This window comes from Streptomyces sp. DSM 120436 (assembly GCF_055778765.1).
Window position 1 is genome coordinate 502,924 of record NZ_JBSKBS010000001.1, and the last position, 26,925, is coordinate 529,848.

The window sequence follows — 26,925 nt, forward strand, 5'->3', positions numbered from 1 at the left end:
CCGACCGGAGCCCACCCCTTTCGGGCGCCTTCTCGTTCAGAAGAGCTTGCCCGGGTTCAGAATGTTCAGCGGATCGAAGGCCTGTTTCACCGCCCGTTGCATCTCCATGCTCACGGGACCGGCCTCCCGCGCCAGCCACTCCTTCTTCAGCACGCCGACGCCGTGCTCGCCGGTGATGGTGCCGCCGAGGCCGAGGCCGAGCGCCATGATCTCGTCGAAGGACGCGCGGGCCCGCCGGGACTCGTCCGGGTCGGAGGCGTCGAAGCAGACCGTCGGGTGGGTGTTGCCGTCGCCGGCGTGGGCCACGACGCCGATGGTCAGTCCGTGCTTCCCGGAGATCCGCTCGACGCCCTCGATCAGCTCGCCGAGCCGGGACCGGGGCACGCACACGTCGTCGATCATCGTGGCGCCCCTGACCGCCTCCAGCGCGACCAGGGACATCCGGCGGGCCTGGAGCAGCATCTCCGACTCGGCGGCGTCCTCGGCGGGGACGACCTGGGTGGCCCCGGCCTCCTCGCACAGCGCGCCGAGCGCGGCGAGGTCGGCGGCGGGGTCGGCGGTGTCGAACGCGGCGAGCAGCAGCGCCTCGGTGGACTCCGGCAGGCCCATGCGGGCCAGGTCGTTGACCGCCTTGACCGTGGTGCGGTCCATCAGTTCCAGGAGGGACGGGACGTGGCCGCCCGCCATGATGCGGCAGACCGCGTCGCTCGCGGCGGCCCCGGAGGCGAACTCGGCGGCCAGCACGAGCTGTTCCGGCGGTCTGGGCCGCAGTGCGAGGACCGCGCGGACGACGATGCCGAGGGACCCCTCGGAGCCGACGAACAGCCGGGTGAGGTCGTAGCCGGCGACGCCCTTGACGGTGCGGCGGCCGGTGGTCAGCAGCCGGCCGTCGGCGAGGACGACGTCCAGGCCGAGGACGTACTCGGCGGTCACGCCGTACTTGACGCAGCACAGGCCGCCCGAGGCGGTGCCGATGTTGCCGCCGATGGTGCACGTCTCCCAGCTGGAGGGGTCCGGCGGGTAGGCGAGGCCGTGCTCGGCGACCGCGCGGGAGAGCGTGGCGTTGACGACGCCCGGCTCGACGACCGCGATCCGGTCGACCGGGTCGATCTCCAGGATGCGGTCCATCCTGGTCAGCGAGAGCACGATGCAGCCGTCGGTGGCGTTGGCGGCGCCGGACAGGCCGGTGCGGGCGCCCTGCGGCACGACCGGGACCCGGAGCTCGGTGGCGGTGCGCATGACGTGCTGGACCTGCTCGGCCGTGCGGGGCAGCACCACCGCCGCGGGGCGGCCGGCCGGGCAGAAGCTCGCCATGTCGTGGGCGTAGGAGGCGGTGACGTCCGGGTCGGTGAGGACGGCCTCGGCGGGCAGGCCGTCGAGCAGCCGGCCGACGAGAGGTCCGGCGGCCACCGTGTCTTCATCGCGTCGCGCTTCGATGCGGCTCACGAGCACAGCGTCGCACCCGGGGCCACCGGTGGGAACCCCACGGAGCCGGCCGCACCCCCGGTTCCCGCCGCCGCACGCGCCGCACGCCCAGGAGCAGCCGGCCCGCCCGGGTGAGCCGTCCGGGCGGGCCCGCGCTCCTCCTGGGGGCGCGGCGGTTACAGATTGCCGCGCTTGGCCTGCTCGCGCTCGATCGCCTCGAACAGCGCCTTGAAGTTGCCCTTGCCGAAGCCCATCGAGCCGTGGCGCTCGATGAGTTCGAAGAAGACGGTCGGGCGGTCCTGGACCGGCTTGGTGAAGATCTGCAGCAGGTAGCCGTCCTCGTCGCGGTCGACGAGGATCTTCAGCTCGCGCAGCGTCTCCACCGGCACCCGGGTCTCGCCCGCCCACTCGCCGAGGGTGTCGTAGTACGAGTCGGGGGTGTCCAGGAACCGCACACCGGCGGCCCGCATCTGGCGGACCGTGTGCACGATGTCGTTGGTGTTCAGCGCGATGTGCTGGACGCCGGCGCCGCCGTAGAACTCCAGGTACTCGTCGATCTGGGACTTCTTCTTGGCGATGGCGGGCTCGTTGATCGGGAACTTGACCTTGAGCGTGCCGTCGGCCACCACCTTCGACATCAGCGCGCTGTACTCGGTCGCGATGTCGTCGCCCACGAACTCCTTCATGTTCGTGAAGCCCATGACCTTGTTGTAGAACTCGACCCACTCGTTCATCCGGCCGAGCTCGACGTTGCCGACGCAGTGGTCGATGGCCTGGAAGGAGCGCTTGGCCGGCGGCTCGACGATCGGCTCGGCGGCGACGTAGCCGGGCAGGTAGGGGCCGTCGTAGCCGGTGCGCTCGACCAGGGTGTGCCGGGTCTTGCCGTAGGTGGCGATGGCGGCCAGCACGACGGTGCCGTGCTCGTCCTTCAGCTCGTACGGCTCGGCGACGGAGGTGGCGCCGTGCTCGATCGCGTAGGCGTACGCGGCGCGGGCGTCCGGCACCTCGATGGCGAGGTCGATCACACCGTCGCCGTGCGCGGCCACGTGGTCCTCGAGGAAGGCGCCCCACTCGGTGGACCGCTTGATCACCGAGGTGAGGACGAAGCGGGCCGAGCCGCTCTCCAGCACGTAGGAGGCGGTCTCGCGGCTGCCGTTCTCCGGTCCGGAGTAGGCGACGAGCTGCATGCCGAAGGCGGTGGAGTAGTAGTGCGCCGCCTGCTTGGCGTTGCCCACGGCGAAGACGACCGCGTCCATTCCCTTGACCGGGAAGGGGTCTGCCTGCCGTGCGGTGTCGGGAGCGGTGTGTGTGGTCTGCGTCATAGGGGCAGGGTGGAACAGCCCTGCAAGGTGCGCAATAGTTCGCCCGTCCACTGGGCAACATGTCCAGCCGTACGCCCGTGGCGGCGGGCTTTCTGTACAGGATGACCACTGGGGAGAGCGAGATGGCGATCGATCGTCTGGACGGACGGATCATCCTGCTGCTGGCGCGCGAGCCGCGGATCGGGGTGCTGGAGATGTCCCGCCGGCTGGGGGTGGCGCGCGGGACCGTGCAGGCCCGCCTGGACCGCCTTCAGTCGAACGGAGTCATCCGCGGGTTCGGCCCCCAGGTGGATCCCGCGGCCCTCGGCTACCCGGTCACCGCGTTCGCCACCCTGCAGATCAGACAGGGTCAAGGTGCCGACGTCCGCGCCCACTTGGCGACCGTGCCCGAGGTGCTGGAGCTGCACACCACCACCGGAACGGGGGACATGCTGTGCCGGCTGGTGGCCCGCTCGAACGCCGATCTCCAGCGGGTGATCGACCGCGTCGTCGGTTTTGATGGCATCGTCCGGGCGTCCACGGCGATCGTCATGGAGAACCCCGTTCCGCTGCGGATCATCCCGCTGGTGGAGCAGGCCGCGCTCGGCGAGTGACCGGACCTGGCCGAGCTGGGGTGAGCGGATGTGAACTTCTGGGAGTACCTGGAGAGCCGGCATCAGCAACTGCTCGTCGACGCCTACCAGCACGCCAGCGTCGTCTTCCAGTGCATGGTCGTGGCCACCGCCCTCGGCGTGCTGATCGGGATCCTCACCTACCGCAGCGCGTGGGCGGGCGACCTCGCCACCACCGTCACCGCGACCCTGCTGACCGTCCCCGCGCTGGCCATGATCGGCCTGCTCGTCCCGGTCGTGGGGCTCGGCGTGGCGCCGACCGTGATCGCGCTGACCCTGTACGGGCTGCTGCCCGTCGTGCGCAACGCGGTCGTCGGGCTGCGCGGGGTGGATCCCGCCCTGGTGGACGCGGCCACCGGGATCGGCATGTCCCGGCTGGCCCGGCTGGCGCGCGTGGAGCTGCCACTGGCCTGGCCGCCCATCCTCACCGGCATCCGGGTCTCCACGCAGATGCTCATGGGCATCGCCGCCATCGCCGCCTACGCCTCCGGACCGGGCCTCGGCAACCTGATCTTCCGCGGGATCGCCTCCCTGGGCAGCAGCAACGCGCTGAACCAGGTGCTCGCCGGCACCCTCGGGATCGTCGTCCTGGCCCTGCTGTTCGACGCCGCGTACGTCCTGATCGGGCGGCTGACCATCTCCAGGGGGATCCGTGGCCGAGCCTGAGACGCCCCGGACCGGGCCCCGGTCGGCCGGGGCGACCATCGAGCTGGAGGGCCTCACCAAGCGCTACCCGGGCAGCGACCGGCCCGCCGTCGACGACGTCAGCATGGAGATCGGGGCGGGCGAGACGGTGGTTCTCGTCGGCCCCTCCGGGTGCGGGAAGTCCACCACCCTGAAGATGATCAACCGGCTGATCGAGCCGACCGGCGGCCGGATCCGCATCGGCGGCGAGGACGTCACCGACATGGACCCGGTGAGGCTGCGCCGCACCATCGGCTACGCGATCCAGGCGAGCGGGCTGTTCCCGCACATGACCGTGGCGCAGAACATCGCCCTGGTGCCGAAGATGCTGCGCTGGCCGGCCGCGCGGGTGCGGGACCGGGTCGAGGAGATGCTGGACCTGGTCGGCCTGGACCCCGCCGAGTTCCGCGACCGCTACCCGCGCCGGCTCTCCGGCGGTCAGCAGCAGCGCGTGGGCGTGGCGCGGGCGCTGGCGGCGGACCCGCCGGTGCTGCTGATGGACGAGCCGTTCGGCGCGGTCGACCCGATCACCCGGGACCACCTCCAGGACGAGCTGATCCGGCTCCAGCGGGAGCTGCACAAGACGATCGTCTTCGTCACCCACGACTTCGACGAGGCGATCAAGATCGGCGACCGGATCGCGGTGCTGCGCGAACGCTCCCGCATCGCCCAGTTCGACACCCCCGAGGCGATCCTCACCCGCCCCGCCGACGACTTCGTGTCCGGCTTCGTCGGCGCGGGGGCGGCGCTGAAGCGGCTCAACCTCACCCGGGTCGGGGACGTGACGGTCACCGACTACCCCACGGTGGGCGTCGACGACCCGCTCGAGGAGATCTTCGCCAGGCTGCGCTCCGGCGGCACGGACGAGGTGCTGGTGCTGGACCAGCGGGGCCGCCCCTACAAGTGGCTGCGGCGCGGCGACATCCCGCGCGCCAAGGGCTCGCTGGCCCGCGCGGGCGTGCCGGTGCACGACACGGTGACCCGGGACGCGACCCTGCGGGACGCGCTGGAGGCGGTCCTCACCGACCACACCGGCCGGGTCGCGGTCACCGGGCGGCGCGGCGCCTACGAGGGTGTCGTGGACGTGGAGACGCTGATGAACTCCGTGCACGAACTGCTGGAGGCGGACCGGCTGGAGGCGCGGGAGACGCAGGCCGAGCAGGAGGGCGCGCCCCCCTCGGGCGGCCGCGGGGAGGCGCGGGCGTGAGGACCTCCGAGGCGCGGCGGCCCGAGGACGGGCCCGAGGTGCGGGGGGACGCCGGACCGGACGGGGAGGAGGCCGCTCCCCCGTCCCGGCCGGCCGTGGCGCCGGCCCGGGTGAGCTGGCGGAAGCTGACCTTCCTGCCGGTGGGGCTGATCGCCGTGCTGCTGGCGACCTGGCTGTGGTTCGCGCGGGCCGACCTGGACGCCCTCACCCGCAACGCGCTGTCGGACGGGCAGGTGACCGAGGCGCTGTGGCAGCACATCGAGCTGACCGCGATCTCGACCTTCTTCGTCCTGGTCATCGCGATCCCGCTGGGCGTCCTGCTGACCCGGGGACGGGCCGGCCGGGCCGCCCCGGCGGTCATGGCGTTCGCCAACGCGGGGCAGGCCACCCCCGCGATCGGTCTGCTGGCCCTGCTGGTGATCTGGCTCGGCATCGGCCGGAAGGCGGCCCTGATCGGCATCATCGCCTACGCCGTGCTGCCGGTGCTGTCCAACACCGTCGCCGGGCTGCGGGCCAACGACCCCGCGCTGCTGGAGGCGGCGCGCGGCATCGGCATGTCCCCGTGGGGCGTGCTCACCCGCGTGGAACTGCCGCTCGCCGTGCCGCTGATCCTCGCGGGCGTGCGCACCGCCCTGGTGCTGAACGTCGGCACGGCGACGCTCGCCACCTTCGGCGGGGGCGGCGGGCTCGGGGTGCTGATCACCACCGGGATCACCAGCCAGCGCATGCCGGTCCTCGTGGTGGGTTCGGTGCTCACCGTCGCGCTGGCCCTGCTGGTGGACTGGCTGGCCTCGCTGGCGGAGCTGCTGCTGCGGCCGCGCGGACTGGAGGCCGGGCCGTGAGGGGGGTGCGGGCGCTGCCGGCCGTGGTGCTGCTGGCGGTGGTCACGGGGTGCGGGCTGACCAGCGGGTCGCCCATGGTCGACGACGTGGAGCCGGGCACGGTCGGCCGGGGCAGGCCGCTGGAGGGCGCGGAACTCACCGTCACCTCCAAGGAGTTCACCGAGCAGCTGATCCTCGGCGCGATCATGGGCATCGCCTTCCAGGCGGCGGGCGCGGAGGTGGTGGACCGGACCGGCATCCAGGGCTCGGTCGGCTCGCGGGAGGCGGTCGTCCAGGGCGAGGCGGACGCCGGGTTCGAGTACACGGGCACGGCGTGGATCACGTACCAGGGCAACAGCAGGCCGATCCCCGACCCGCGCGAGCAGTGGCTGGCGGTGCGGGACGCGGACGCGGAGAACGGGGTGACCTGGCTGGAGCCGTCGGAGCTGAACAACACGTACGCCCTCGCCATGAACCAGGCGAACTACGAGCGGTACCGCACGCACACCCTGTCGGAGGTGGCGGAGCTGGCCGAGACCGACCCGGGCGCGGTGACGCTGTGCGTGGAGGGCGAGTTCGCCAACCGCGCGGACGGGCTGCCCGGCATGGAGAAGACGTACGGGATGAGCGTCCCGCCGGGCGACGTCACGCAGATGGACACCGGGATCATCTACACGCAGACCGCCAAGGGCGCCTGCACCTACGGCGAGGTGTTCACCACCGACGGGCGGATCAAGTCCATGAACCTGGTGGTGATGGAGGACGACAAGAACTTCTTCCCCCACTACAACGCGGCCCCGACCGTGAACAGCGAGACGCTGGAGAAGTGGCCGGCGATCGCCGAGGTGCTCGCCCCGGTCACGGAGAAGCTGGACAACACCGTGGCGCAGACCCTCAACGCCCGCGTCGACGTCGACGGGGAGGACCCCCACCAGGTCGCGCTGGACTGGATGGTGGCCGAGGGGTTCGTGAAGGAGGGGTGACCGGCCGGCGGGTCAGCAGCTCGGGACCCTGCCTGCGCCCTTCTCCAGGGCGACCAGCGCGTCGACGGCGCCCTTCAGGGTGGTGACCGGGATCAGGCGCAGCCCCTCGGGCAGTTCGGCCTGCGCGTCCGCGCACTCGTCGCGCGGGACCAGGAAGACGGTGGCGCCGTCCCGCTTGGCGGCCTGCGTCTTCAGCGGCACGCCGCCCACCGCGCCGACCCTGCCCTCGGCGTCGATGGTGCCGGTGCCGGCCACGACCCGGCCGCCGGTGAGGTCGCCGCCGCCGCCGTCGCCGTCCAGCTTGTCGACGATGCCGAGGGAGAAGAGCAGTCCCGCGCTCGGGCCGCCGACGTCGGCGAGCCGCAGGGTGACGTCGATGCCCTCGTTCTCCCGGCCCAGGTACTTCAGCGCGGCCCGGGTGGCCTCGTCCTGGGACTCCTTCATCTGCTCCCGGTTGAACTGCTCGATCTCCCGGACGTCGTCCCCGGCGGGGTAGACGGCGTCGCGGGGCATGACCGCCTCGTCGGAGCCGAACCAGCTGTCGATCACCTGCGGCAGGTTCACCCGGGTGTCCGGCGAGGTCGCCTCGATGGTCGTCATCCGCAGCTGGCCGGTGGTCTTCCGCACCGGGGCGCCGGAAATGGTGATGACCTGCCGCCCCTTGTTCTCGCCGAGCACGTCGGCCGTCATCCCGGGCTGCGCCACGGAGAAGGGCAGCGGCGCGAGGACCGCGGTGGCCAGCAGCGCGGCGACCGGGGCGGCGCAGACGGCCAGGGCTTGGGGACGTGTGAGGCGAGTGAGCACGGAGCCAATCTAACGTGACGCGGGTGAGGCCCGGCCGGGGCGCCCACGCGGGCGGCGCCGCCCCCGCCGCGCCCTTCGGTCAGCGCAGGGCCTCGGCGACCTCCCGGGCCGCCTCCACCACGCGCTTGCCGACCCGCTCCGGCACGACGTCCGCCAGCATCACGACGCCCACGCTGCCCTCGACGCCCGTGACGCCCACCAGCGGCGCGGCGGCCCCGCAGGCGCCGGTCTCCAGCTCGCCGTGGGTCAGGGTGTAGCCGGGGTCGCCGGGGGCCTGCTGCCGGGCGGCGAGTATCGCCCTGCCCGCCGCGCCGCGGTCCAGCGGGTGCCGGAACCCCGCCCGGTACGCCACGTGGTAGTCGGTCCACGACGGCTCCACCACCGCCACCGCCAGGGCCTCCGCACCGTCGGCCAGGGTCAGGTGGGCGGTCGCGCCGATGTCCTCCGCGAGGGACCGCAGCGCCGGCATCGCCGCCTCCCGCACCAGCGGGTGCACCTGCCGTCCCAGCCGCAGCACACCGAGCCCGACGCGGGCCCGGCCGCCCAGGTCGCGGCGGACGAGCGCGTGCTGCTCCAGCGTGGCGAGCAACCGGTACACCACGGTCCGGTTCACGCCCAGTCTGTGGGAAAGCTCGGTGACGGTCAGCCCGTGATCCGTGTCGGCGAGCAGTTTCAGGACCCGTAGGCCCCTGTCGAGCGTCTGAGAGGTCTCCGCGGTCACGACGCCCACTCCTTCAGTGGTGAGGTCGACGGCCCCCTCGCTGCATGTGCGTCACCGGGTCCCGGCGGTCACGCGCTCCAGAGGCCGCCGATCGGCCGGCGGCCCGGACCAGTCCCGGGCACAGTCGCTTCACGGCTGCGCTCCGCGGCGGCGCTGCCACGGGGCGTGTGCGTAGCGGGACAGTAGCGAGCCGGTCCGCTGAGCGGAAGGCTCCGTCCAGAATCCGGTCACCAGTTGAACAAACTGGTGACTTTTGTCCCGGTACGCGCGCGGGGTGACCGCTCCCGCACGCCTCGCCGTTCACGGGTGACTCCCCGGGCCTCTCAGCGCATGCGGGTGGCCCACTCCTGCACCTTGGCTATCCGCTGACGGAGCTGCCCCGCGGTGGCCTCGGCGGACGGCGGGCCGCCGCACACCCGGCGCAGCTCGGTGTGGATCACCCCGTGCGGCTTGCCGCTCTGGTGGACGTACGCGCCGACGAGCGAGTTGAGCTTCTTGCGCAGCTCCATCATCTCCTTGTGGGAGACCACGGGCCGCCGCTCGGCGGGCAGTTCGAGCAGGTCGGCCTCCTCGGCCGGCTTCTTCCTGCTGTGCGCGATCTGCCGGGCCTGCCGCTTCTGCAGCAGCAGCTGCACCTGGTCCGGCTCCAGCAGACCGGGGATGCCGAGGTAGTCCTGCTCCTCCTCGCTGCCCGGGTGGGCCTGCATGCCGAACTCGGCGCCGTTGTACATGACCCGGTCGAAGACGGCGTCGGACTCCAGCGCCTCGAAGGGCAGCATGTCCTGCTCGCCGGTGTCCTCGTCCTGCTGCTTGTTCGCCTCGTCCATCTCCTTCTCGGACTCGGCGTACGGGTCCTCCTCGCCCCCCTTGACGGGCTTGTCGAGGACGTGGTCGCGCTCGCGCTCCATCTCGTTTGCGAAGCCGAGCAGGTCCGGCACGGTCGGCAGGAACACGGACGCGGTCTCGCCGCGCCGCCGGGACCGCACGAAACGGCCGACGGCCTGGGCGAAGAACAGGGGCGTGGAGATGGTGGTGGCGTACACGCCGACCGCGAGGCGCGGGACGTCGACACCCTCGGACACCATGCGGACGGCGACCATCCAGCGGTCGTCGCTCTGGCTGAACTCGTCGATCCGGCTGGACGCGCCGGTGTCGTCGGAGAGGACCAGCGTGGCCTTGTGGCCGGTGATGTCGCGGATCAGCTTGGCGTAGGCGCGGGCGGAGTCCTGGTCGGAGGCGATGACCAGGGCGCCGGCGTCCGGGATGGCCTTCCTGACCTCGGTGAGCCGCTGGTCGGCGGCGCGCAGCACCGACGGCATCCACTCGCCGCGCGGGTCGAGGGCGGTGCGCCAGGCCTGGCTGATCGCGTCCTTGGTCATGGGCTCGCCGAGCCGGGCGGCGATCTCGTCGCCCGCCTTGGTGCGCCAGCGCATGTTGCCGCTGTACGACATGAAGATGACCGGCCGGACGACGCCGTCGGCGAGGGCGGAGCCGTACCCGTAGGTGTAGTCGGCGGACGACCGGCGGATCCCGTCGGGACCCTCCTCGTACGTCACGAACGGGATGGGGTTGGTGTCCGAGCGGAACGGCGTACCGGTGAGCGCGAGCCGGCGGGTGGCCGGTTCGAACGCCTCCAGGCACGCCTCGCCCCACGACTTGGAGTCGCCGGCGTGGTGGATCTCGTCGAGGATCACCAGGGTCTTGCGCTGCTCGACGCGGTTGCGGTGCAGCATGGGGCGCACGCCGACGCCGGCGTACGTGACGGCGACGCCGTGGTACTCCTTGCCGAGCGGGCCCGCGCTGTACTCGGGGTCGAGCTTGATGCCTATGCGGGCGGCGGCCTCCGCCCACTGCTTCTTCAGGTGCTCGGTGGGCGCGACGACGGTCACCTGCTGCACGACGTGGTGGTGCAGCAGCCAGGACGCCAGCGTCAGCGCGAACGTGGTCTTTCCGGCGCCGGGCGTGGCGACCGCGAGGAAGTCACGGGGCTGAGCCTGGATGTACTTGTCCATCGCCCCCTGCTGCCAGGCGCGCAGCTTGCCGGCGGTGCCCCAGGGGGCACGGCCGGGGAAGGCCGGGGACAGGTGGTGCGAGGCGGGGCCGGCGGTGGTAGTCACGATCTCCGAGGGGGTGGTTCGGTCGGCGCATCTGCGTAGGACGACCGGGCCACCCTACCGATGGCCCGGGGCCGTCGACGCCGGTACACGACCGGCGCCGTCGCGGATGGGACTCAGGTCACATCGCCCTCGGCCAGCTCCCTCAGCGCCTCGGAGATCGCCTTGACCTCGTCCACGCTTCCGGTCGCCACGGCGATGACCAGGCGTTCGGCCGCGTCGATGTCGGGGCGCAGCTGCACCTCGTTCAGCGCCAGGAAAACGGCGCAGGACACCCACGCGGTGCGCTTGTTGCCGTCGACGAAAGGGCGATTGACGACCAGGGACTGCAGGAGTGCCGCCACCTTGTCGAGAAGGCCCGCGTAGGCCTCCTGCCCGAACATGGACGCCGACGGGCGATGCACGGCCGACTCGAGCAGTCCCGCGTCACGCACGGCGACGCGCTGATCGTCGACGGCGTCCTCGGCGATGGCCAGGACGTCCTCGGCCGTGAGGTAGACGTACGTCACTTCAGCCGCTCCAGAAGCTCGGCCCACTTGGCGGTCTGCTCCTTGGCGGCCTTGCGCACCAGCGCCTGATGCGCGGTGCGCGCCAGATAGTCGTCCACGGCCCGCAGCAGTATCGCGTGCATGCTGACGCCCTCCTCCTCGGCGCGCAGCTTGAGGGCTTCCGTCTGGTCGTCGCGAAGACGCAGGTTCATAGCCATACCAAAACGGTACCACCGCATGGGGTCATAGTGGTACTAGTCGATCGGCCTCAACCGGGTCGTCACCCACACCCCCGCCAGGGCCACCGCCGCCATCGGCAGGAACACCGCGGCGAAGGCGGCCGGGTGGGACCCGGTGGCCTCCGTCGCCGCGTGGCTGACGGTGCCGCCGCCGAGGGCGGCGAAGGCCGCGCCGCCGATCGCCAGGAGGAGGACGTTGGAGAGGCCGTCGGAGATCTGGAGGGCGGCGGAGTTGGTGCCCGTCTCCTCGGGGGCGGAGAGCTGGAGCAGCAGGACGCTGGTGGAGGAGATCACCAGGCCCATGCCGAAGCAGCCGAACGCCCAGACGACCGCCAGCGTCCAGGCCGGCACCGCCTGGATCAGCACACTCGGCGCCGCCGCGACGGCGAACGCGACCAGCAGCATGCCGAGCGTCATCAGCCGCTCCCGGTACTGCTCCAGGCGGGGCCGGGACTGCACCCAGGAGCCCAGCGCCCAGGTGCCGCCGCCGGCCGCGAGGGAGAAACCGGCCAGCGTGGGGCTGAGTCCCCGCTGGGTGACCAGCATCAGCGGGACGAAGGACTCCGCCGCGATGAAGGACCCGGCGGCGACACCGCGCAGCAGCACCACGGACGGCAGACCGCGGGCCGCCCGGGAGGTGCCGCGCGGGAGCAGGCCGAGGACGGCCGGCACCAGCAGGGCCACGCCCAGCGCGCCCGGCAGCAGGGACAGCCAGCGCAGGTCCTGGGCGGCGTACTGGAGCAGGCCCGCGCCGAAGGAGATCGCGAACGCCAGCCGGATGCGGCGGCGGTCGAAGGAGGCCGGGGCCTCACCGCCGACCGGGCCGGCGGCGAGGCGGCGTATCTGAGGCAGGGCGAGCGCCACCGGGAGCACCACGATCACGGGTATGCCGAGGAACACCCAGCGCCAGCCGAGGTGCTCGGTCACCGCGCCGGAGGCGAGCGGGCCGACGATGGAGGGGACGACCCAGCTCGCGGCGAACGCCGCCATGATCGCCGGGCGCAGCCGCTCCGGATAGGCGCGGCTGACGACGACGTACAGGGCGACGATCACCAGGCCGCCGCCGAGGCCCTGGACCGCGCGGCCCAGGATGAACAGCCACATCGCGCTCGCGGTGCCGCCGATCAGCAGCCCTGCCGCGAACGAGGCGATGCCCCAGGTCAGCGGCGCGAGCGGGCCGCTCCGGTCGGACCACTGGCCGGACAGCACCATGCCGAACAGGCTGGTGGTGAAGTACCCGGAGAACGCGAACGCGTACAGCGGGACGCCGTCCAGCTCGCGGGCCGCGACGGGCATGGCCGTGCCGACCGCCGTCGCCTCGAAGGCGATCAGCAGCACGACGGAGACGACCCCGATGCTCAGCGCCCGGTACCTGCGGCTGAGGACGGTGTCGTCGGGGACGACGGCCGGGGCGGGGGCGACGGCGGGCTCGGCGACACCCGTGTCGCGGGGGTTCGGGGCGGTCATGACCGCCAGGGTAAGGTCCACTCCCCTGTTTGACCCCTGTCGGAGGTCGGTATCGGCACCGGGACCTCGGTCGTAGGACCCGGTGCGCCTCCCCCCCCACCCCCCTCACACGGGCACGGCCGCGTGCCCGAGCGGCTCAGAGAACCCCGCCCGCCTCGTCCTGGAAGAGGCACGTCCAGTAGTGCCAGTCCGTGTCCGGGGTCGTGCCCGTGGGGTCGACGGAGGCGAGGACCTGGATCATGGTCAGGGCGAGCTGGTCGTAGGCGTCGCTGGTGAGGGCGTGGCCGGAGGCCTCGTCGAGGGAGCGCTCCCGGTGCAGGAGCCAGAGCGTGAAGGCCAGCGTGGAGATGTCCGTGTTCAGCGGGCGGAGGGCCGCGTCCCCCTCGCTCCAGCTGAGCACCGCGCCCGTCGCCCCGTCGACGACCAGGCTGTGGTCGTCGATCAGGTGGCCGACGCGGACCAGGCGGTCGGCGTGGGCCGGGAGGAGATCCGGCGGGAACGCGCCGCCGCAGTCGTCGGCCGCGTACTCCGTGAGCGTGCGCAGCGGCTGGTCGGTGTCGAGGGAGAACAGGAAGCCGTCCTCGGGCAGGCCCGTCTCGCGCAGGAAGCGGCGGGTCGGCTCGTGCGTGAGCGTCGGGGGGAAGTCGACCTCCTCGAAGCGGACCACGCCGCCCCGGCCGAACTCCTCGTCCAGCAGGCGCAGGGGCAGGTCCAGGGCCAGCCCGGAGGACGTGCCGGGGCCCGCCACGAGGGCGAGGGGGCGGATCAGCGCCGCCATCCGCCAGAACGGCGCCGGCTCGCCGTCCGCGCCCTCCTCGAACACCGCGAGCAGCTGCCGCGAGGCCTCCGCGACCGCCTTGGTGCCGTAGCGGCCGGCGTAGGCGGCGAACTGGCCGCGCAGCCCCGCCAGTTCGTCCGTGGCCGCGGCGAAGCGGACCAGGGTCGGCAGGGACGGGGCGAGCGGACGGCGGTCCATGAGGTCGGGCCGGTCGTGGACGTACGTCGTGGAGACCTCGCCGGTCGCGCCGTCGAGCAGCACCGACTCCGTCTCCAGGCCCGCCGGGGCGGTGAACTCGCCGATGACGAGCTGGTCGCGCAGGGCGGACGGGAGCCGGCCGGCGGCGCCCGCCACGTCGGCGACCGTGTGCGGTCCGCCGGGACGGGCCGGCTCCGCGAAGCGGAACAGGCCGCTGTCGCACGGCAGCCCGGGTCCGGTCAGCCAGTGCCGCGTCAAGGCGTGCGTGACCTGGGGACCGAGGTCGTCCTCGGTGAGTGTGATCGCCCTCGCGACAACGGTGTCGGTCGTGCTCATGATTCCCCCGCGATACGTGTGCTCGGTCCCGGGCCCGCGAACGTCCCGCCCCGGGCAGGACGGCCCGCGCCCCGCCGGACCCACGGCCGTCCCCCACTGCTTCCGAAGACTACGCGGCGCCACTGACAACGCCTCAGGACCGCGGGGCGCGGCCGGCGCCCCGTCCCTCAAGACGCGCGGGAGGCCGCTCGCGTTGCCCGGACGCGGCGACCGTCTCGGGGAACCGCTCAGTTCCCGGTGACCACGGCGGCCTGCGGGCGGATCGGCAGCCGGTTCACCGGCCGGCCGGTGGCGGCGCGCACGGCCGAGGCGATCGCGGCCGGCGAGGTCACCACCGGCACCGCGCTCACCGCCTTCGCGCCGAACGGCGCGACCACGTCCCGCTCCTCCACGAGCTTCACGATCCGGATGTCGGGCACGTCCAGCGCCGTCGGCAGGGCGTACCCGGTGAGGTCGGGGTGGCGGATCAGACCGCGCGGGGTGCGCAGGTTCTCGGTGAGCGCGGCGCCCAGGCCCTGGGTCACGCCCGCCTCGATGCGCGCGGCGAGCTGCGCCGGGTTGAGCACCCGGCCCACGTCCTGCGCGACCGCCAGCTCCACGACCCGTACCGAGCCCAGCTCGATGTCGACGTCGACCACCGCGCGGATCGCGCAGAAGGAGATGCCGACGAAGGCGTCGCCCTGTCCGGACCCGTCCAGCGGCTCGGTGGGGTGGGGACGGCACTGCGCGGTCGCCCACAGCTCCTTGCCGTCCATCGCCTCGGTGACGGTCGTGGACAGCACGCCGTCGTACGAGGTGATCTTGCCGTCGGTGATCTGCAGCAGCTCGGTGGACATGCCGAACTTGTGCGCCAGCGGCTGGAGGAGCTGGGTGCGGACCATCTTGGCCGCGCGCTCCACCGCCCCGCCCGACACCCAGGTGTGGCGGCCGCGGCAGCCCGCCCCGGCCGGGGGCTGGTCGGTGTCGACGGGCACCACGTGCACCTCGTCGATGCCGAGGGTCTCCTGCACGATCTGCCGGGCCAGCGTGGAGAAGCCCTGCCCGGTCTCGACGGCCGCGCACAGCACGGTCGCCACGCCGTTCTGGACGCGCACGGTGGCCGTGGACACCTCGTCGGCGCCCTCCGCGCCCAGCATGTGCACCATGCCCAGGCCGTAGCCCACGCCCCGGCGCACCGCGCCCGGCTCGCCCGCGCCCTCGGGGCCGCCGGGCAGCAGCCACTCGTCCTCGGGGGTGTCCTTGGGCAGCGGCGGCAGCGGGAAGTCCCGTACGGCTTGGAGCAGTTCGGCGACCGGGGCGGGGCAGGTGACGGTCTGGCCGGTGGGCAGCACGTCGCCGGTGGCCATCACGTTCCGCTGCCGCACCTCGGCCGGGTCCAGGCCGAGCTTCTTGGCCAGCTTGTCCATCTGCGCCTCGTACGCGGCGCACACCTGCATCGCGCCCTCGCCGCGCACGTGGCCGGAGGGCGGGTTGTTGGTGCGCACCGCCCAGCCCTCGATGAAGGCGTTGGGGACGACGTAGGGGCCGCAGGCGAAGGCGACGGCGGCGGCCAGGGCGTCGGAGGAGGTGCCGGCGTAGGCGCCCGCGTCGAGCAGGATCTGCGCCTCGACCTTGACCAGTCTGCCCTCGGCGTCGGCGTGGTGGCGGTAGCGCAGCAGCGTGGGGTGGCGGTGGCCGTGACCGAGGAAGGACTCCTCGCGCGTGGCGGCGAGTTTCACCGGGCAGCCGGTCTTCAGCGCGAGCAGCCCGAGGGGGAGCTGGAAGCTCTGGTCCTCGCGGTCGGCGGTGGCGCCGGGCACCCCGGTGACGACGATCTTGACCTGGTCCTGCTGGAGGCCGAACGCGGCGGCGGCGGTGTCCCGGTCGCCGTGCGGGTCGGTGGACGCCAGGTACAGCTCGACCCCGCCGTCCGGGCGGGGCACGGCGAGTCCGGCCTCGGCCCCTATGGGGGCGGGGTCCTGCCGCCCGATGCGGTACAGCCCCTCGACGACGACCTCGCCGGCCGCCTCCGCGTCGCCGTGGCGCAGCGGGATGTGCCGGATCAGGTTGCCGTCGGGGTGCAGCGGTTCGGCCTCGAAGGCCTGCTCGGGGTCGGTCACCGGGTCGAGCACCTCGTACTCGACGATGACCGCGGCGGCGGCCATCCGCGCGGTGTCCGGGTGGTCGGCGGCCACGGCGGCCAGCGGCTCGCCGTGGTGGCGTACGACCTCGGAGGCGAAGACCGGGCGGTCGGCCGTGCCCCGGCCGAGCACCGAGGCGCCGGGGACGTCCTCGTGGGTGACGACCGCGCGGACGCCGGGCATCTCGCGCGCGTGCGTGGTGTCGATCGACTTGACGCGCGCGTGCGGGTGCGGCGAGCGCAGCACGGCGGCCCACAGCAGGCCCTCGGCCCACAGGTCGGCGGCGTACGGGAAGGTTCCCTCGGTCTTGGCGCGCGCGTCGGCGGCCGGGAGGGAGACGCCGAGCCCGCGCGGGGCGGCCTCCTCCTCGGGGGCCGCCTCGGCGGTCCGCACGGTGGCTGCTTCGTTGCTCACGCCTGGCCTCCGTCCTGGCCGTGGGGCTGGTCCTGCGGTGCGACGCCGAACGCCGAGGGGCCGACCCCGCCGGCGCCGGGGCCCGCCTGGTGCGGGATGCGCGGGGTGCCGTCGCCGTCGTCCTCCGCGGCCTCGGCCTTCGCCTCGCGTTCGGCGACGACCTCCCGCACGGCGGTCACCACGCCCCGGTAGCCGGAGCAGCGGCACAGGTTGCCGCACAGGGCCTGGCGGGTCTCCAGCTCGGTCGGGGCCGGGTTGCCCTCCAGCAGGTCGTGCACGGTCATCGCCATGCCCGGCACGCAGAAGCCGCACTGCACGGCTCCGCACCGGGCGAGGGCGCGCTGCACGTCCGAGGGGCGGCCGTCCTGGGCCAGTCCCTCGACGGTGCGGACCTCGCTGCCGGCCGCGGTGACGGCGGGGACCAGGCAGGACGCGACGAGCCGGCCGTCCACCTGCACGTTGCACGCGCCGCACTCGCCCTGCGAGCAGCCGTCCTTGGCGCCGGCCAGACCGAGCCGCTCACGCAGCACGTAGAGCAGCGACTCGCCGATCCAGGCGTCGGTGACGGGCCGGTCGGTGCCGTTGACGCGGAGCACGTAGGAGGCGAGGGGGTGGTCGTCGTGGGGAACCACGACGACGTCCGCGGCGGGGGCGTCCGCCTCGGGAGCGGTGTGCGGGCCGGCGGAAGCGTCGTCGCCGGCGGAGGGCTCCGAGGGCCCCTCGGACGGCTCGGGAGCGGTCCGGGCGTCCTCGGCGGGGCCGCCGTCGCTCCCGGACGCCCCGGGCGCGGGCTCCTCGGCGCCCTGGGGGGCGTGCGGGTGCTCGCGTCCCTCGGCGGCCTCGGCGTCACCGACGCCGTCGCCGGACTGCCACGGCTGCTCGGCCCCGGACGGCCGGAGGTGCTCCGGGTACGCCTCGGCGGGCAGCGGCCGGGACGCGTGCGGGGCCTCGTGCGCGGAGGCGCCCTCGGCGGCGGGGTCCGCCTGCGACCGGTTGTGGGCGTGCGGCGGCTGCTCCGGGGAGCCGCCGGGCGCGCCCGGATGCGAGGGCTGGCCGGCGTCCGGCCGCCGTCCGTGCGCGGGAGCGCCGCCGTGCGGCCGGGTGGCGGCGTCCTGCGGTTCGTGCGCGGGGGCGTGGTCACCGCCCGCGGTGCCGTACGAGCCGGACCGCTGCCCGTCGGCGCCGGGCTGCGGCGCCTGCCCGCCGGCCTCGGGGCCGCGTCCGTCGTCCTGCGTTCCGTGCGGGCCGGACTGGGGTCCGTGGACGCCGGGCTGCGATCCGTGCGCGCCGCCCTGCGGCCCGGGTTCACCGTCCCGCGGCTCGTGCGAGCCGGACTGCGACCCGTGGACGCCGGGCTGGGGTTCGTGCGCGCCGGGTTGCGGCCCATGCGGGCCGGACTGCGGGCCGTGCACGCCGTCCCGCGGCCCGAGTTCGCCGTCCCGCGGCTCGTACGAGTCGTCCTGCGGCCTGTACGAACCGTCCTGGGGTCCGTGCGGACCGCCCTGCGTTCCGTGCACGCCGTCCCGCGGGCCGAGTTCGCCGTCCCGCGGCTCGTGCGAGCCGTCCCGCGGCCTGTACGAACCGTCCTGGGGTCCGTGCGGACCGCCCTGCGTTCCGTGCACGCCGTCCCGCGGCCCGAGTTCGCCGTCCCGCGGCTCGTGCGAGCCGGACCGCTGCCCGTCGGCGCCGGGCTGCGGCGCCTGCCCGCCGGCCTCGGGGCCGTGCACGCCGTCCTGCGGGCCGTGAGCACCGTCCTGCGGCCCGAGTTCGCCGTCCCGCGGCTCGTACGAGTCGTCCTGCGGCCTGTACGAACCGCCCTGCGTTCCGTGCAGGCCACCCTGCGGGCCGTGGGTACCGTCCTGCGGCCCATGCGGGCCGCCCTGCGCTCCGTGCACGCCGTCCTGCGGGCCGTGGGTACCGTCCTGCGGCCCATGCGGGCCGTCCTGCGCTCCGTGCGCGCCGCCCTGCGGCCCGAGTTCGCCGTCCCGCGGCTCGTACGAGTCGTCCTGCGGCCTGTACGAACCGTCCTGGGGCCCGTGCGGACCGCCCTGCGCTCCGTGCACGCCGTCCCGCGGGCCGTGGATACCGTCCTGCGGCCCATGCGGGCCGTCCTGCGCTCCGTGCGCGCCGCCCTGCGGCCCGAGTTCGCCGTCCCGCGGCTCGTGCGGGCCGGACTGCGGGCCGCGCACGCCGGACTGCGGCACCTGTCCGCCGCCGCCCTCGGGACCGTGTGAGCCGGCCTGCGACCCGTGCGGACCGTCCTGCGCTCCGTGGGGGCCGCTCGGAGGGCCGTGGACACCGCTCTCGAACCCGTGCTCGCCGCCCTGCTGCTCGTGGTCCTGCGGCACGCCCGGTACGCCCGGTCCCCACGGCGTGCCGATGGACTGGGACTCCGCCCAGGGGGCCGCGGCGCCGCCCGGGAGGGTCGCCGGAGGGGTGCCGCCCCACTGCTCGACCAGGGAGGACGCGGTGAACTCGCCGGACTCGTCCGGCAGGTCGCCGCCCGCCACGGGGATCGACCACTGCCCGGTGACGTCCTGGCCCGGCGCCTGTCCGGGCGCCCGGTGCTGTCCCGCGGGATCCTGGTCCTGGGCCTGCGCGTGGTGCGGGCCCGCCGCGTTCGGGTCGTAGGCCCACTGCCCGCTCGCGCCGGGGTCGTAGCCGAACCGGTCCCCCGCGGCCGCGTCGGCCTGCGCGGTCCCCGGGTCGTCCCACCGGGCCCCGTCGACGGGGGCGCCGGACGCCGCCCAGGCGCCGGTGGCCGCCGGGTCGGTGCCCGCGGTGGTGGCGGGCGTGACCGTGATCTGCGGCGGCACGTAGCCGTGGCCGGGTGCGGCCAGCGGGCTCTCCATGGAGTCCAGCAGGGCGTCGATGCCGCCCTCCGGGAGGTTCACGAAGGCCGTGGCGCCGTCGTCGTAGTCGCCCTGCGGCAGGGGGTCCCAGCGGCTGCCGCCCGGAGGCGTGCCGCCCTGTCCGTGCTGGTCGTCGGTCACGACAACGCCCTCCCCAGTGCTCGTCGGGCCAGCGCGGCGACGGTGCGCCGCAGGTGCAGTACCGCGGGCGGCAGCGGCGGGACGGTCCCGTCCTCGCCGGGCGCGGCGTCGGGGATGCAGGCCGCGGCGACGTACTCCCCGAACGCGCTGAGCGCCTCGGGCACGATCGCGCGGTCGTTGTCCCAGTCGATGAGCTGCGCGACCCACTGCTCGGCCTCCAGGGGCCGCAGCGGCATCGGCGCGATGGCGCCCACCGCGCAGCGCACCCCGCGCCGGGCGGGGTCCAGCACGAGGGCGACGGAGGCGACCGCGCGGCCGGGTCCGGTGCGGCCGGTCGCCTTCAGGAAGACCTGGGGGGCGTGCAGCAGCGGTACGCGCACGTAGCCGATGAGCTCGCCGGGGCGCAGCGCGTCCATGCCGGCCAGCAGGTGCGACACCGGGACGTCGCGGCGGGCGCCGCCCGGGCTCGCGACGATCAGCGTCGCCTCCAGGGCGGCCAGCACGGGCAGCGCGTCCCCGGTGGGGGCGGCGGAGGCGATGTTGCCGCCGAGGGTGCCGGCGTTGCGGATGTGCGGGGGTCCGGCGGCCCGCGCGGCGGCGGCGAGCGCCGGGATGAGGGCGGCGAAGTCGGGGCGCCCCATGCGCGCGTGGGTGAGTCCGGCGCCGAGCAGCGCGTGTCCGTCCAGGTACTGCCAGCCGCGGATCTCGTTGATCTTGCCGAGGCCGACCAGCGCGGCGGGCCTGAGCTGCCCGGAGTTGACGGCGGCCATCAGGTCGGTGCCGCCCGCGACGGGCACGGCGGCGGGCATGGCGGTGAGCGCCGCCACGGCCTCGTCCAGCGTCGTGGGCAGCGTCACGGCCTGCGCCGCCTGCGGTGCGTGCGTGCTCAAAACCGGCTGCCCCTTCCCGCTGCCCCACCTGGTCCCGCCCGTGCGCCGTACGGTACGTGCTGACAGGGCGGACGTGGCAACTCTGGCACATCTTGGCAGGTGCCGAGGACGGGGGTCCGCTAGGAGGCATTCGCCCGGCTGGGCCCGGACCTGGCCGATTCCGTCCGCGAATCGCCGCGGTGCCGCGGAATCACAGGCTTCGGAAGCTCTTGCTCCGTTATGGAACGACCTGTTCGGCCTGTTCGGCCCGCAGCGAACGCGCGGGGCGCGGGTCGTCCCCCGGGGCGCGGGAGCACCGGGGGACGACCCGGGAGCCGTGCCTACACGGCGGGCGGCGGCCCGTCGAGCGGGCGGCCGAGGACGCCGGGGCGGCGCTGCCACGGGCGGGGGCCGGCGGGCGGGCGGTAGGCGACGCCGAGGGCGTCGAGGCGCCGGTAGTGCTCGGTCATCCGCCGCTCGAAGCCGGCGAAGTCCCGGTCGGCGGGGGCCGGGAGCTCGCTCCAGGCGACCTCGCACAGCGCGACGAGCCGGGGGAACGTCTGGTAGTCCACGCGCCCCTGGTCCTCCATCACCTCGGTCCACACGTTGGCCTGCGTGCCCAGCACCCGCGTCCGCTCCTCGGGCGTCAGCTCCGCCGGGACCGGCTCGAACCGGTAGACGTCCTCCAGGGTGCGCACGTACCCGATCGGCACCGGTTCGTCGGGGCCCGCGTCCTGGCGGTGGTCCAGGTACACCTGCTGCTCGGGGCACATCACCACGTCGTGTCCGGCACGGGCCGCGGCGACCCCGCCCGCACAGCCGCGCCAGGACGACACCGCGGCGCCCGGCGCGAGACCGCCCTGGAGGATCTCGTCCCAGCCGATGAGGCGCCGCCCGCGTTCGGCCAGCCAGCCGTCGAAGTGGCCGATGAACCAGGACTGCAGGGCCTCCTCGTCCGCGAGTCCGAGCGAGGCGATCTGCCGCTGCGCGGTCTTCGACGCCCGCCACTGGTCCTTGACGCATTCGTCGCCGCCGATGTGCACGAACGACGAGAACGGCCCGGCGTCGGCGGGAAACAGCTCCAGGACTTCCTCCAGCACCCCTTCGTAGAAGCGCAGGGTGTCCTCGGTGGGGCTGAGGACGTTCGGATTGATGCCCCAGGTGTCCCAGACGGTCAGCGAGGAGGTGTCGACGACGTCGGAGTTGCCGAGTTCCGGATACGCGGCGATGGCGGCCTGCGAGTGCCCGGGGACGTCGATCTCGGGAACGACGCTGATATGCCGTTCGGCGGCGTGGGCGACGATCTCGCGGAGGTCGTCCTGGGTGTAGTGGCCGCCGTGCGGCCGGTCGTCCCAGAGCGGCGAGGCGCGGTGGCCGATTTTGGTGCGGGCGCGCCAGGATCCGATCTCGGTGAGCCGCGGATACCGCTTGATCTCGACGCGCCAGCCCTGGTCGTCCGTCAGGTGCAAGTGGAGGACGTTGAGTTTGTGCGCGGCCATCAGGTCGAGATAACGGAGCACGCCTTCCTTGGGCATGAAGTGGCGTGCCACGTCGAGCATCAGCCCGCGCCAGCGGAAACGGGGCGCGTCCTCGACGGTCACGTGCGGCACCGTCCACACCCGGTCGCGGCGCACGGGCGCCCTGCGGAACGCGTCGGGGCCGAGGAGCTGCCGCAGCGTCTGCGCGCCGTGCAGGACGCCGGCCGCGTCACCGCCCTCGACGAGGACGCCCCTGCGGTCGCTGACGAGCCGGTACGCCTCGGGGCCGAGGTCCGGGGCGAGGGCGAGACGGATGCCGTCGCCGGCCTCCGCTGGCTCCCGCGCCTCGCGCCAGGGCAGTCCGGTGGCGGCCCGCAGCACGGCCCCGAGCCACCGCCCCACGCCCTCCGTCCCGGCGCCGGCGTACAGCCCGGAGCGCTCCGTCAGGCGCGTCTCCCCGTCGCCGGCGACGACGCCCCGGGGGGCCGGAATCAGTGAAGTCGGCATCACGTCAGTCCTTCCGCGCCGCCCGGTCCGGAAACCAGACGCCGCTGTACGAGTACGAAGAAGATCAGCACCGGAATCGTCATCACGGTGGAGGCCGCCATGACCCCGCCCCCGTCGGGGTCGTCGGGTTTGCAGAACACCGGCAGTGCCATCGGCAGGGTCGACCGGGAGATGTCGCTGATGATGCACGACTCGGCGAACAGGAAGTCGTTCCAGGCGGAGATGAACGAGAACACACTGGTGGCCACGAGGCCCGGCAGGACGAGCGGGAAAAGGATCTGCCGGAGGAAGCGCGCGCGGCTCGCGCCGTCGATGTACGCGGCCTCCTCCAGCGCCTCCGGAACGCCCTTCACGAATCCCCTGGGCATCCAGATCGCGAAGGGCAGCGAGAAGGCGATGTGCGGCAGGACCAGCGACCACAGCGTGTTCAGCTGACCGAGATCCCGCATCACGAAGAACAGGGGGACCGTCGGCGCCTCCACGGGCACCGTCTGGGCCACCAGGAACATGATCAGCAGGGTGGTCCGCAAACGGAACCGGAATCGCGTCACGGCGGTCGCGGCGAGAAACGCGAGGAGCGCGGAAGCGATCACCACGGCGACCGCGACGACGACGCTGTTGAGGAAGTAACGGCCGAAATCCTGCTGCCCGAACACCCGCCGGAACGAGTCCCGCGCGGATGCCGGCGTAGACGGTGACCCTCACGAACGGGAAGGAGCACCACACCGCTTCGAGCAGCACCAGGAAGAACGCGCTGAACCGCCCGTACGTCCAGGAGTGGTCGCCGAGCCCCAGCCCCCGGTCGACCGGGCCGGAGTCGGCGTCGGAGAGGAACAGCCACACCGTGGACCCGGTGAGCGCCGGAGTGGCCCAGGCGCCCAGCGCGGCCGGCATCAGCGCCGGCCGCGGCACCGCCCGCACCCGCGTGAGCAGCACGGCGAGCGCGCACCCCACGGCCGGCGTGGAGACGACACGGGCCGCCGCGAACAGCACGGTGGCCAGCAGCACCTGGAACTGCGCGTCCCCGAACAGCCCGGCGTAGTTCCCGAACCCCTCGAAGGTGGTCGGCTCCCCGCCACTGACCCGCGCCTGGGCGGAGGGGAAGACCGAGATGAGCCCGAGCTGGCCGATCGGGCAGGCGAGCAGCCCGCCGAGGACCACGAGAGCCGGGGCGAGACACAGCCGGGGTGTGCCCGAACGCCCCGCTCGGGGGCGCGGGGAACCGTGCGGAAAGCCCTTGCGCACCGGAGCCCGCCGTCGCTGCGGAACCCCCGGGCTCGTCGACACCGTCATCCGACCGACCCGAACGCGTCGTTCATCTTCTTCGCCCCTCCTCGAACGCGGCGAGGACGGAGTCGACGACCTGTTCCTCGGGTTTGTCGCCGACCTCCTGGAAGAGCCGGACGCGCAGGGTGCCGGTCTTCTCGTCCTTGTCGGAGGAGGACGTGCCCGAGGTCTGGGGGGCGCAGGCGGCGGTGGCGAGGACGGCCGCGGCGGCGCCCGTGCGAAGAGGCAGCTTCATGACGTGCTCCCCCGAGTGCGTTGCAGCATATGCAATGACGGTTTCGCTGTGCACAACACACCGAAGGCTAAGGACTGGGTGAGTCACCCCACAAGAGGGCTCCACCACTCTGTGACCGGCCGACGCACCCTGTGCAACGGGCAAGCAGCGCAAAGGCCCCCGCGGGCACGCACAGCGCACCCCGGGGGCCTCGAAGGACTCGGACCGGCGTCAGCGAGGCAGGGGCTACTTGTCGCCCTTGCCCTTGTCGTCGCCGCCGTCGCCCATGGACTCGTAGATCTCCTTGCACATGGGGCACACCGGGTACTTCTTCGGGTCGCGGCCGGGCACCCACACCTTGCCGCACAGCGCCACGACGGGAGTGCCGTCGAGGGCACTCGCCATGATCTTGTCCTTCTGGACGTAGTGGGCGAAGCGCTCGTGGTCACCGTCGCCGTGGGAGGTCTGCGGCGTCGGCTCGACGAGGGTCCCCGTACCAGTCCCGCGCTCGGGCTCAAGAGTGCTCATAACCGCCAAGGGTACTGAAGGCCGCCCGGCTCAGTTGAGCGAAGGGTCGTCCGGATACGTGGCGACCATCGCCAGCTCGCCGCGCTGCCGGCGCAGCACCTCGCGCCAGAGCCGCTCGGGCGACGGACAGGACACGTCACCGGGCTCCGACTCGACCACGTACCAGGCGCCGTCCGCCAGCTCGTCCTCCAGCTGGCCGGGGCCCCAGCCCGCGTACCCGGCGAAGATCCGCAGCGAGCCGAGGACGGAGGCGAGCAGCTCCGGCGGGGCCTCCAGGTCGACCAGGCCGATCGCGCCGTACACCCGGCGCCAGCCCAGCGGCGGGTCCTCCCCCGCCGCCCCGCCCGGGACGACGGCCACGCCGAGGGCGGAGTCCAGCGACACCGGGCCGCCCTGGAACACCACGCCGGGCTCGCCGGCCAGGTCCGCCCAGCCCTCCAGGATGTCGCCCACGTCCACCGGGGTCGGCCGGTTGAGGACGACACCGAGGGAGCCCTCCTCGTCGTGGTCGAGGAGGAGCACCACCGCACGGTCGAAATTCGGGTCCGCCAGAGCGGGAGTGGCCACGAGCAGCCGCCCTGTGAGCGAGGACACCTCGGTCATGCCAGACATGATCCCGCATCTTCCCGCCGCGCGGGGAGGCAATCCGGGTGACGGAGTGAACACGGCCGCCGCGCGCGAGACCTCCCTGGTCGGGCGTCGTCCGGCCGGGGTGAGGAGGTGCGGACGGGCGGCCGGGGGCGCGGACGGCGCGCGGCGGCTCCCGGTGACCCCGCGTGGCCGTCGCCGGACGGTTCGTGTTGTGACAGATCCATGACGCCCCCGGGGGCTCCTCGGGCTTACAGAAGGGGGGTGGAGGGCGACTACCCTTTCCCTTCTGGCCCCTGCCCCACTCCACGGAACGCGAGATCCATGACCGTCAACGACGTCGACGACGTACTGCTTGTCCACGGCGGAACCCCGCTGGAGGGCGAGATCCGGGTCCGCGGTGCGAAGAACCTCGTACCGAAGGCCATGGTCGCCGCGCTGCTGGGCAGCGCACCGAGCCGGCTGCGCAACGTTCCGGACATCCGTGACGTCCGGGTCGTCCGGGGTCTGCTGCAGCTGCACGGCGTGACGGTCCGTCCGGGCGAGGAGCCCGGCGAGCTGGTGCTCGACCCCACCTACGTGGAGAGCGCCAACGTCGCTGACATCGATGCCCACGCCGGTTCCTCGCGGATCCCGATCCTGTTCTGCGGGCCGCTGCTGCACCGGCTCGGCCACGCGTTCATCCCGGGTCTCGGCGGCTGCGACATCGGCGGACGCCCCATCGACTTCCACTTCGACGTGCTGCGGCAGTTCGGCGCGACGATCGAGAAGCGCGCGGACGGCCAGTACCTGGAGGCCCCGCAGCGGCTGCGCGGCACCAAGATCGCCCTGCCGTACCCGTCCGTCGGCGCCACCGAGCAGGTGCTGCTCACGGCGGTCCTCGCGGAGGGCGTCACCGAGCTGTCCAACGCGGCGGTGGAGCCGGAGATCGAGGACCTGATCTGCGTCCTGCAGAAGATGGGCGCCATCATCGCGATGGACACCGACCGGACGATCCGCATCACCGGTGTGGACCGGCTCGGCGGCTACACCCACCGCGCCCTGCCGGACCGGCTGGAGGCCGCCTCCTGGGCGTCCGCGGCGCTCGCCACCGAGGGCGACATCTACGTCCGCGGCGCCCAGCAGCGCTCGATGATGACGTTCCTCAACACCTACCGGAAGGTCGGCGGCGCCTTCGAGATCGACGACGAGGGCATCCGTTTCTGGCACCCCGGCGGGCAGTTGAAGTCCATCGCGCTGGAGACGGACGTGCACCCCGGCTTCCAGACCGACTGGCAGCAGCCGCTGGTGGTGGCGCTGACGCAGGCCACGGGCCTGTCCATCGTCCACGAGACGGTCTACGAGTCCCGTCTGGGCTTCACGTCCGCGCTGAACCAGATGGGCGCCCACATCCAGCTCTACCGCGAGTGCCTGGGCGGCTCCGACTGCCGCTTCGGCCAGCGCAACTTCCTGCACTCGGCGGTCGTCTCGGGCCCGACGAAGCTCGAGGGCGCGGACCTCGTCATCCCCGACCTGCGCGGCGGCTTCTCGTACCTGATCGCGGCCCTCGCCGCCCAGGGCACGTCCCGCGTCCACGGCATCGGCCTGATCAACCGCGGCTACGAGAACTTCATGGAGAAGCTCTCCGCGCTCGGCGCCAAGGTGGAACTGCCGGGCAAGGCCCTCGGCTGACCCACAGCACACGAACGCCGATGGGGCGGTCACCCGAGTCGGGTGACCGCCCCATCGG

General features: G+C 73.5%; 22 protein-coding genes and 2 pseudogenes. 7 read left to right on the forward strand and 17 right to left on the reverse strand.

Annotated elements, in window-relative coordinates; genetic code table 11:
* Positions 1 to 36: 36 nt before the first annotated feature.
* Positions 37 to 1,452 carry an FAD-binding oxidoreductase gene (locus ACWH4W_RS02285; protein ID WP_473074179.1) on the reverse strand — a complete coding sequence of 472 codons (1,416 nt, stop codon included), beginning with the start codon at positions 1,450 to 1,452 and terminating at the stop codon, positions 37 to 39.
* Positions 1,453 to 1,601: 149 nt separating this feature from the next.
* On the reverse strand, positions 1,602 to 2,747 hold the full coding sequence (hppD, locus tag ACWH4W_RS02290; protein WP_473074180.1) for a 4-hydroxyphenylpyruvate dioxygenase: 1,146 nt from the start codon (positions 2,745 to 2,747) through the stop codon (positions 1,602 to 1,604).
* 122 nt (positions 2,748 to 2,869) lie between these two features.
* On the opposite strand from hppD, the gene ACWH4W_RS02295 reads away from it, so the two are divergent.
* The 5 genes from ACWH4W_RS02295 to ACWH4W_RS02315 are packed head-to-tail and all read left to right on the forward strand — an operon-like array spanning position 2,870 to position 7,053.
* Complete coding sequence (locus tag ACWH4W_RS02295) at positions 2,870 to 3,340, forward strand: Lrp/AsnC family transcriptional regulator (RefSeq protein ID WP_290006973.1); 471 nt, start codon at positions 2,870 to 2,872, stop codon at positions 3,338 to 3,340.
* A 30-nt stretch (positions 3,341 to 3,370) separates the two neighbouring features.
* Positions 3,371 to 4,024, forward strand: coding sequence for an ABC transporter permease (locus tag ACWH4W_RS02300; RefSeq protein WP_473074181.1), 654 nt, complete (start codon positions 3,371 to 3,373; stop codon positions 4,022 to 4,024).
* On the forward strand, positions 4,011 to 5,249 hold the full coding sequence (locus ACWH4W_RS02305) for an ABC transporter ATP-binding protein (RefSeq protein ID WP_473074182.1): 1,239 nt from the start codon (positions 4,011 to 4,013) through the stop codon (positions 5,247 to 5,249). Before ACWH4W_RS02300 ends, ACWH4W_RS02305 begins: the two co-directional genes overlap by 14 nt.
* The gene (locus tag ACWH4W_RS02310; protein ID WP_473074183.1) at positions 5,246 to 6,091 is read left to right on the forward strand and encodes an ABC transporter permease; all 846 of its coding nucleotides are present in this window, start codon (positions 5,246 to 5,248) and stop codon (positions 6,089 to 6,091) included. The genes ACWH4W_RS02305 and ACWH4W_RS02310 overlap by 4 nt, the downstream gene beginning before the upstream one ends.
* Entirely contained in the window at positions 6,088 to 7,053 is a 966-nt protein-coding gene (locus tag ACWH4W_RS02315) for a glycine betaine ABC transporter substrate-binding protein (RefSeq protein WP_473074184.1), read from the forward strand. Before ACWH4W_RS02310 ends, ACWH4W_RS02315 begins: the two co-directional genes overlap by 4 nt.
* A gap of 12 nt (positions 7,054 to 7,065) precedes the next feature.
* Here the strand turns inward: ACWH4W_RS02315 and ACWH4W_RS02320 are convergent, their stop codons facing one another.
* The 12 genes and pseudogenes from ACWH4W_RS02320 to ACWH4W_RS02375 all read right to left on the reverse strand — a co-directional run.
* Positions 7,066 to 7,857: a S16 family serine protease gene (locus ACWH4W_RS02320; protein ID WP_473074185.1), complete on the reverse strand. Its 792-nt coding sequence runs from the start codon at positions 7,855 to 7,857 to the stop codon at positions 7,066 to 7,068.
* 79 nt (positions 7,858 to 7,936) lie between these two features.
* Positions 7,937 to 8,578: an IclR family transcriptional regulator gene (locus ACWH4W_RS02325; protein WP_473074186.1), complete on the reverse strand. Its 642-nt coding sequence runs from the start codon at positions 8,576 to 8,578 to the stop codon at positions 7,937 to 7,939.
* A gap of 323 nt (positions 8,579 to 8,901) precedes the next feature.
* Complete coding sequence (locus ACWH4W_RS02330; RefSeq protein ID WP_473074187.1) at positions 8,902 to 10,695, reverse strand: DEAD/DEAH box helicase; 1,794 nt, start codon at positions 10,693 to 10,695, stop codon at positions 8,902 to 8,904.
* Between the two features lie 113 nt (positions 10,696 to 10,808).
* A complete protein-coding gene (locus ACWH4W_RS02335) occupies positions 10,809 to 11,201 on the reverse strand; it encodes a type II toxin-antitoxin system death-on-curing family toxin (RefSeq protein ID WP_473074188.1) in 393 nt (130 codons plus the stop codon).
* Positions 11,198 to 11,398 (reverse strand): ribbon-helix-helix protein, CopG family, encoded by a 201-nt coding sequence (locus tag ACWH4W_RS02340; RefSeq protein WP_086684213.1) that lies wholly within the window; start codon positions 11,396 to 11,398, stop codon positions 11,198 to 11,200. Before ACWH4W_RS02340 ends, ACWH4W_RS02335 begins: the two co-directional genes overlap by 4 nt.
* A gap of 36 nt (positions 11,399 to 11,434) precedes the next feature.
* The gene (locus ACWH4W_RS02345; RefSeq protein WP_473074189.1) at positions 11,435 to 12,886 is read right to left on the reverse strand and encodes an MFS transporter; all 1,452 of its coding nucleotides are present in this window, start codon (positions 12,884 to 12,886) and stop codon (positions 11,435 to 11,437) included.
* A gap of 136 nt (positions 12,887 to 13,022) precedes the next feature.
* Positions 13,023 to 14,198, reverse strand: a complete 1,176-nt coding sequence (locus ACWH4W_RS02350; RefSeq protein ID WP_473074190.1) for an SUKH-4 family immunity protein — start codon at positions 14,196 to 14,198, stop codon at positions 13,023 to 13,025.
* A gap of 227 nt (positions 14,199 to 14,425) precedes the next feature.
* Positions 14,426 to 16,732 (reverse strand): xanthine dehydrogenase family protein molybdopterin-binding subunit, encoded by a 2,307-nt coding sequence (locus tag ACWH4W_RS02355; RefSeq protein WP_473074191.1) that lies wholly within the window; start codon positions 16,730 to 16,732, stop codon positions 14,426 to 14,428.
* Positions 16,729 to 19,725, reverse strand: a complete 2,997-nt coding sequence (locus ACWH4W_RS02360; RefSeq protein WP_473074192.1) for a 2Fe-2S iron-sulfur cluster-binding protein — start codon at positions 19,723 to 19,725, stop codon at positions 16,729 to 16,731. Before ACWH4W_RS02360 ends, ACWH4W_RS02355 begins: the two co-directional genes overlap by 4 nt.
* Positions 19,722 to 20,615 (reverse strand): FAD binding domain-containing protein, encoded by an 894-nt coding sequence (locus tag ACWH4W_RS02365; protein ID WP_473074193.1) that lies wholly within the window; start codon positions 20,613 to 20,615, stop codon positions 19,722 to 19,724. The genes ACWH4W_RS02360 and ACWH4W_RS02365 overlap by 4 nt, the downstream gene beginning before the upstream one ends.
* A gap of 320 nt (positions 20,616 to 20,935) precedes the next feature.
* Complete coding sequence (locus ACWH4W_RS02370) at positions 20,936 to 22,579, reverse strand: beta-N-acetylhexosaminidase (RefSeq protein WP_473074194.1); 1,644 nt, start codon at positions 22,577 to 22,579, stop codon at positions 20,936 to 20,938.
* Positions 22,579 to 23,262, reverse strand: a pseudogene (locus tag ACWH4W_RS02375) (carbohydrate ABC transporter permease); the annotation flags it as partial. The gene ACWH4W_RS02370 and the pseudogene ACWH4W_RS02375, both read right to left, overlap by 1 nt.
* Before the next feature lie 11 nt (positions 23,263 to 23,273).
* Here ACWH4W_RS02375 and ACWH4W_RS02380 point away from each other — a divergent pair.
* Positions 23,274 to 23,621 carry a hypothetical protein gene (locus tag ACWH4W_RS02380; protein ID WP_473074195.1) on the forward strand — a complete coding sequence of 116 codons (348 nt, stop codon included), beginning with the start codon at positions 23,274 to 23,276 and terminating at the stop codon, positions 23,619 to 23,621.
* Between the two features lie 288 nt (positions 23,622 to 23,909).
* On the opposite strand, the pseudogene ACWH4W_RS02385 reads toward ACWH4W_RS02380, so the two are convergent.
* From ACWH4W_RS02385 to ACWH4W_RS02395, 3 genes and pseudogenes are all read right to left on the reverse strand, one after another.
* Positions 23,910 to 24,101, reverse strand: a pseudogene (locus ACWH4W_RS02385) (extracellular solute-binding protein); the annotation flags it as partial.
* A gap of 225 nt (positions 24,102 to 24,326) precedes the next feature.
* Complete coding sequence (locus tag ACWH4W_RS02390; protein WP_006134439.1) at positions 24,327 to 24,608, reverse strand: DUF3039 domain-containing protein; 282 nt, start codon at positions 24,606 to 24,608, stop codon at positions 24,327 to 24,329.
* A 30-nt stretch (positions 24,609 to 24,638) separates the two neighbouring features.
* Entirely contained in the window at positions 24,639 to 25,211 is a 573-nt protein-coding gene (locus tag ACWH4W_RS02395) for a YqgE/AlgH family protein (protein ID WP_473074196.1), read from the reverse strand.
* A gap of 309 nt (positions 25,212 to 25,520) precedes the next feature.
* On the opposite strand from ACWH4W_RS02395, the gene murA reads away from it, so the two are divergent.
* Complete coding sequence (murA, locus tag ACWH4W_RS02400) at positions 25,521 to 26,867, forward strand: UDP-N-acetylglucosamine 1-carboxyvinyltransferase (RefSeq protein WP_473074197.1); 1,347 nt, start codon at positions 25,521 to 25,523, stop codon at positions 26,865 to 26,867.
* Positions 26,868 to 26,925: the final 58 nt, after the last annotated feature.

Excerpts from the sequence above, each read along its gene's own strand:
- hppD (WP_473074180.1), bottom strand. The coding sequence starts at position 2,747 with ATGACGCAGACCACACACACCGCTCCCGACACCGCACGGCAGGCAGAC.
- ACWH4W_RS02295 (WP_290006973.1), top strand. The coding sequence starts at position 2,870 with ATGGCGATCGATCGTCTGGACGGACGGATCATCCTGCTGCTGGCGCGC.
- ACWH4W_RS02340 (WP_086684213.1), bottom strand. The coding sequence starts at position 11,398 with ATGGCTATGAACCTGCGTCTTCGCGACGACCAGACGGAAGCCCTCAAG.
- ACWH4W_RS02345 (WP_473074189.1), bottom strand. The coding sequence starts at position 12,886 with ATGACCGCCCCGAACCCCCGCGACACGGGTGTCGCCGAGCCCGCCGTC.
- ACWH4W_RS02350 (WP_473074190.1), bottom strand. The coding sequence starts at position 14,198 with ATGAGCACGACCGACACCGTTGTCGCGAGGGCGATCACACTCACCGAG.
- ACWH4W_RS02370 (WP_473074194.1), bottom strand. The coding sequence starts at position 22,579 with ATGCCGACTTCACTGATTCCGGCCCCCCGGGGCGTCGTCGCCGGCGAC.
- ACWH4W_RS02390 (WP_006134439.1), bottom strand. The coding sequence starts at position 24,608 with ATGAGCACTCTTGAGCCCGAGCGCGGGACTGGTACGGGGACCCTCGTC.
- ACWH4W_RS02395 (WP_473074196.1), bottom strand. The coding sequence starts at position 25,211 with ATGACCGAGGTGTCCTCGCTCACAGGGCGGCTGCTCGTGGCCACTCCC.
- murA (WP_473074197.1), top strand. The coding sequence starts at position 25,521 with ATGACCGTCAACGACGTCGACGACGTACTGCTTGTCCACGGCGGAACC.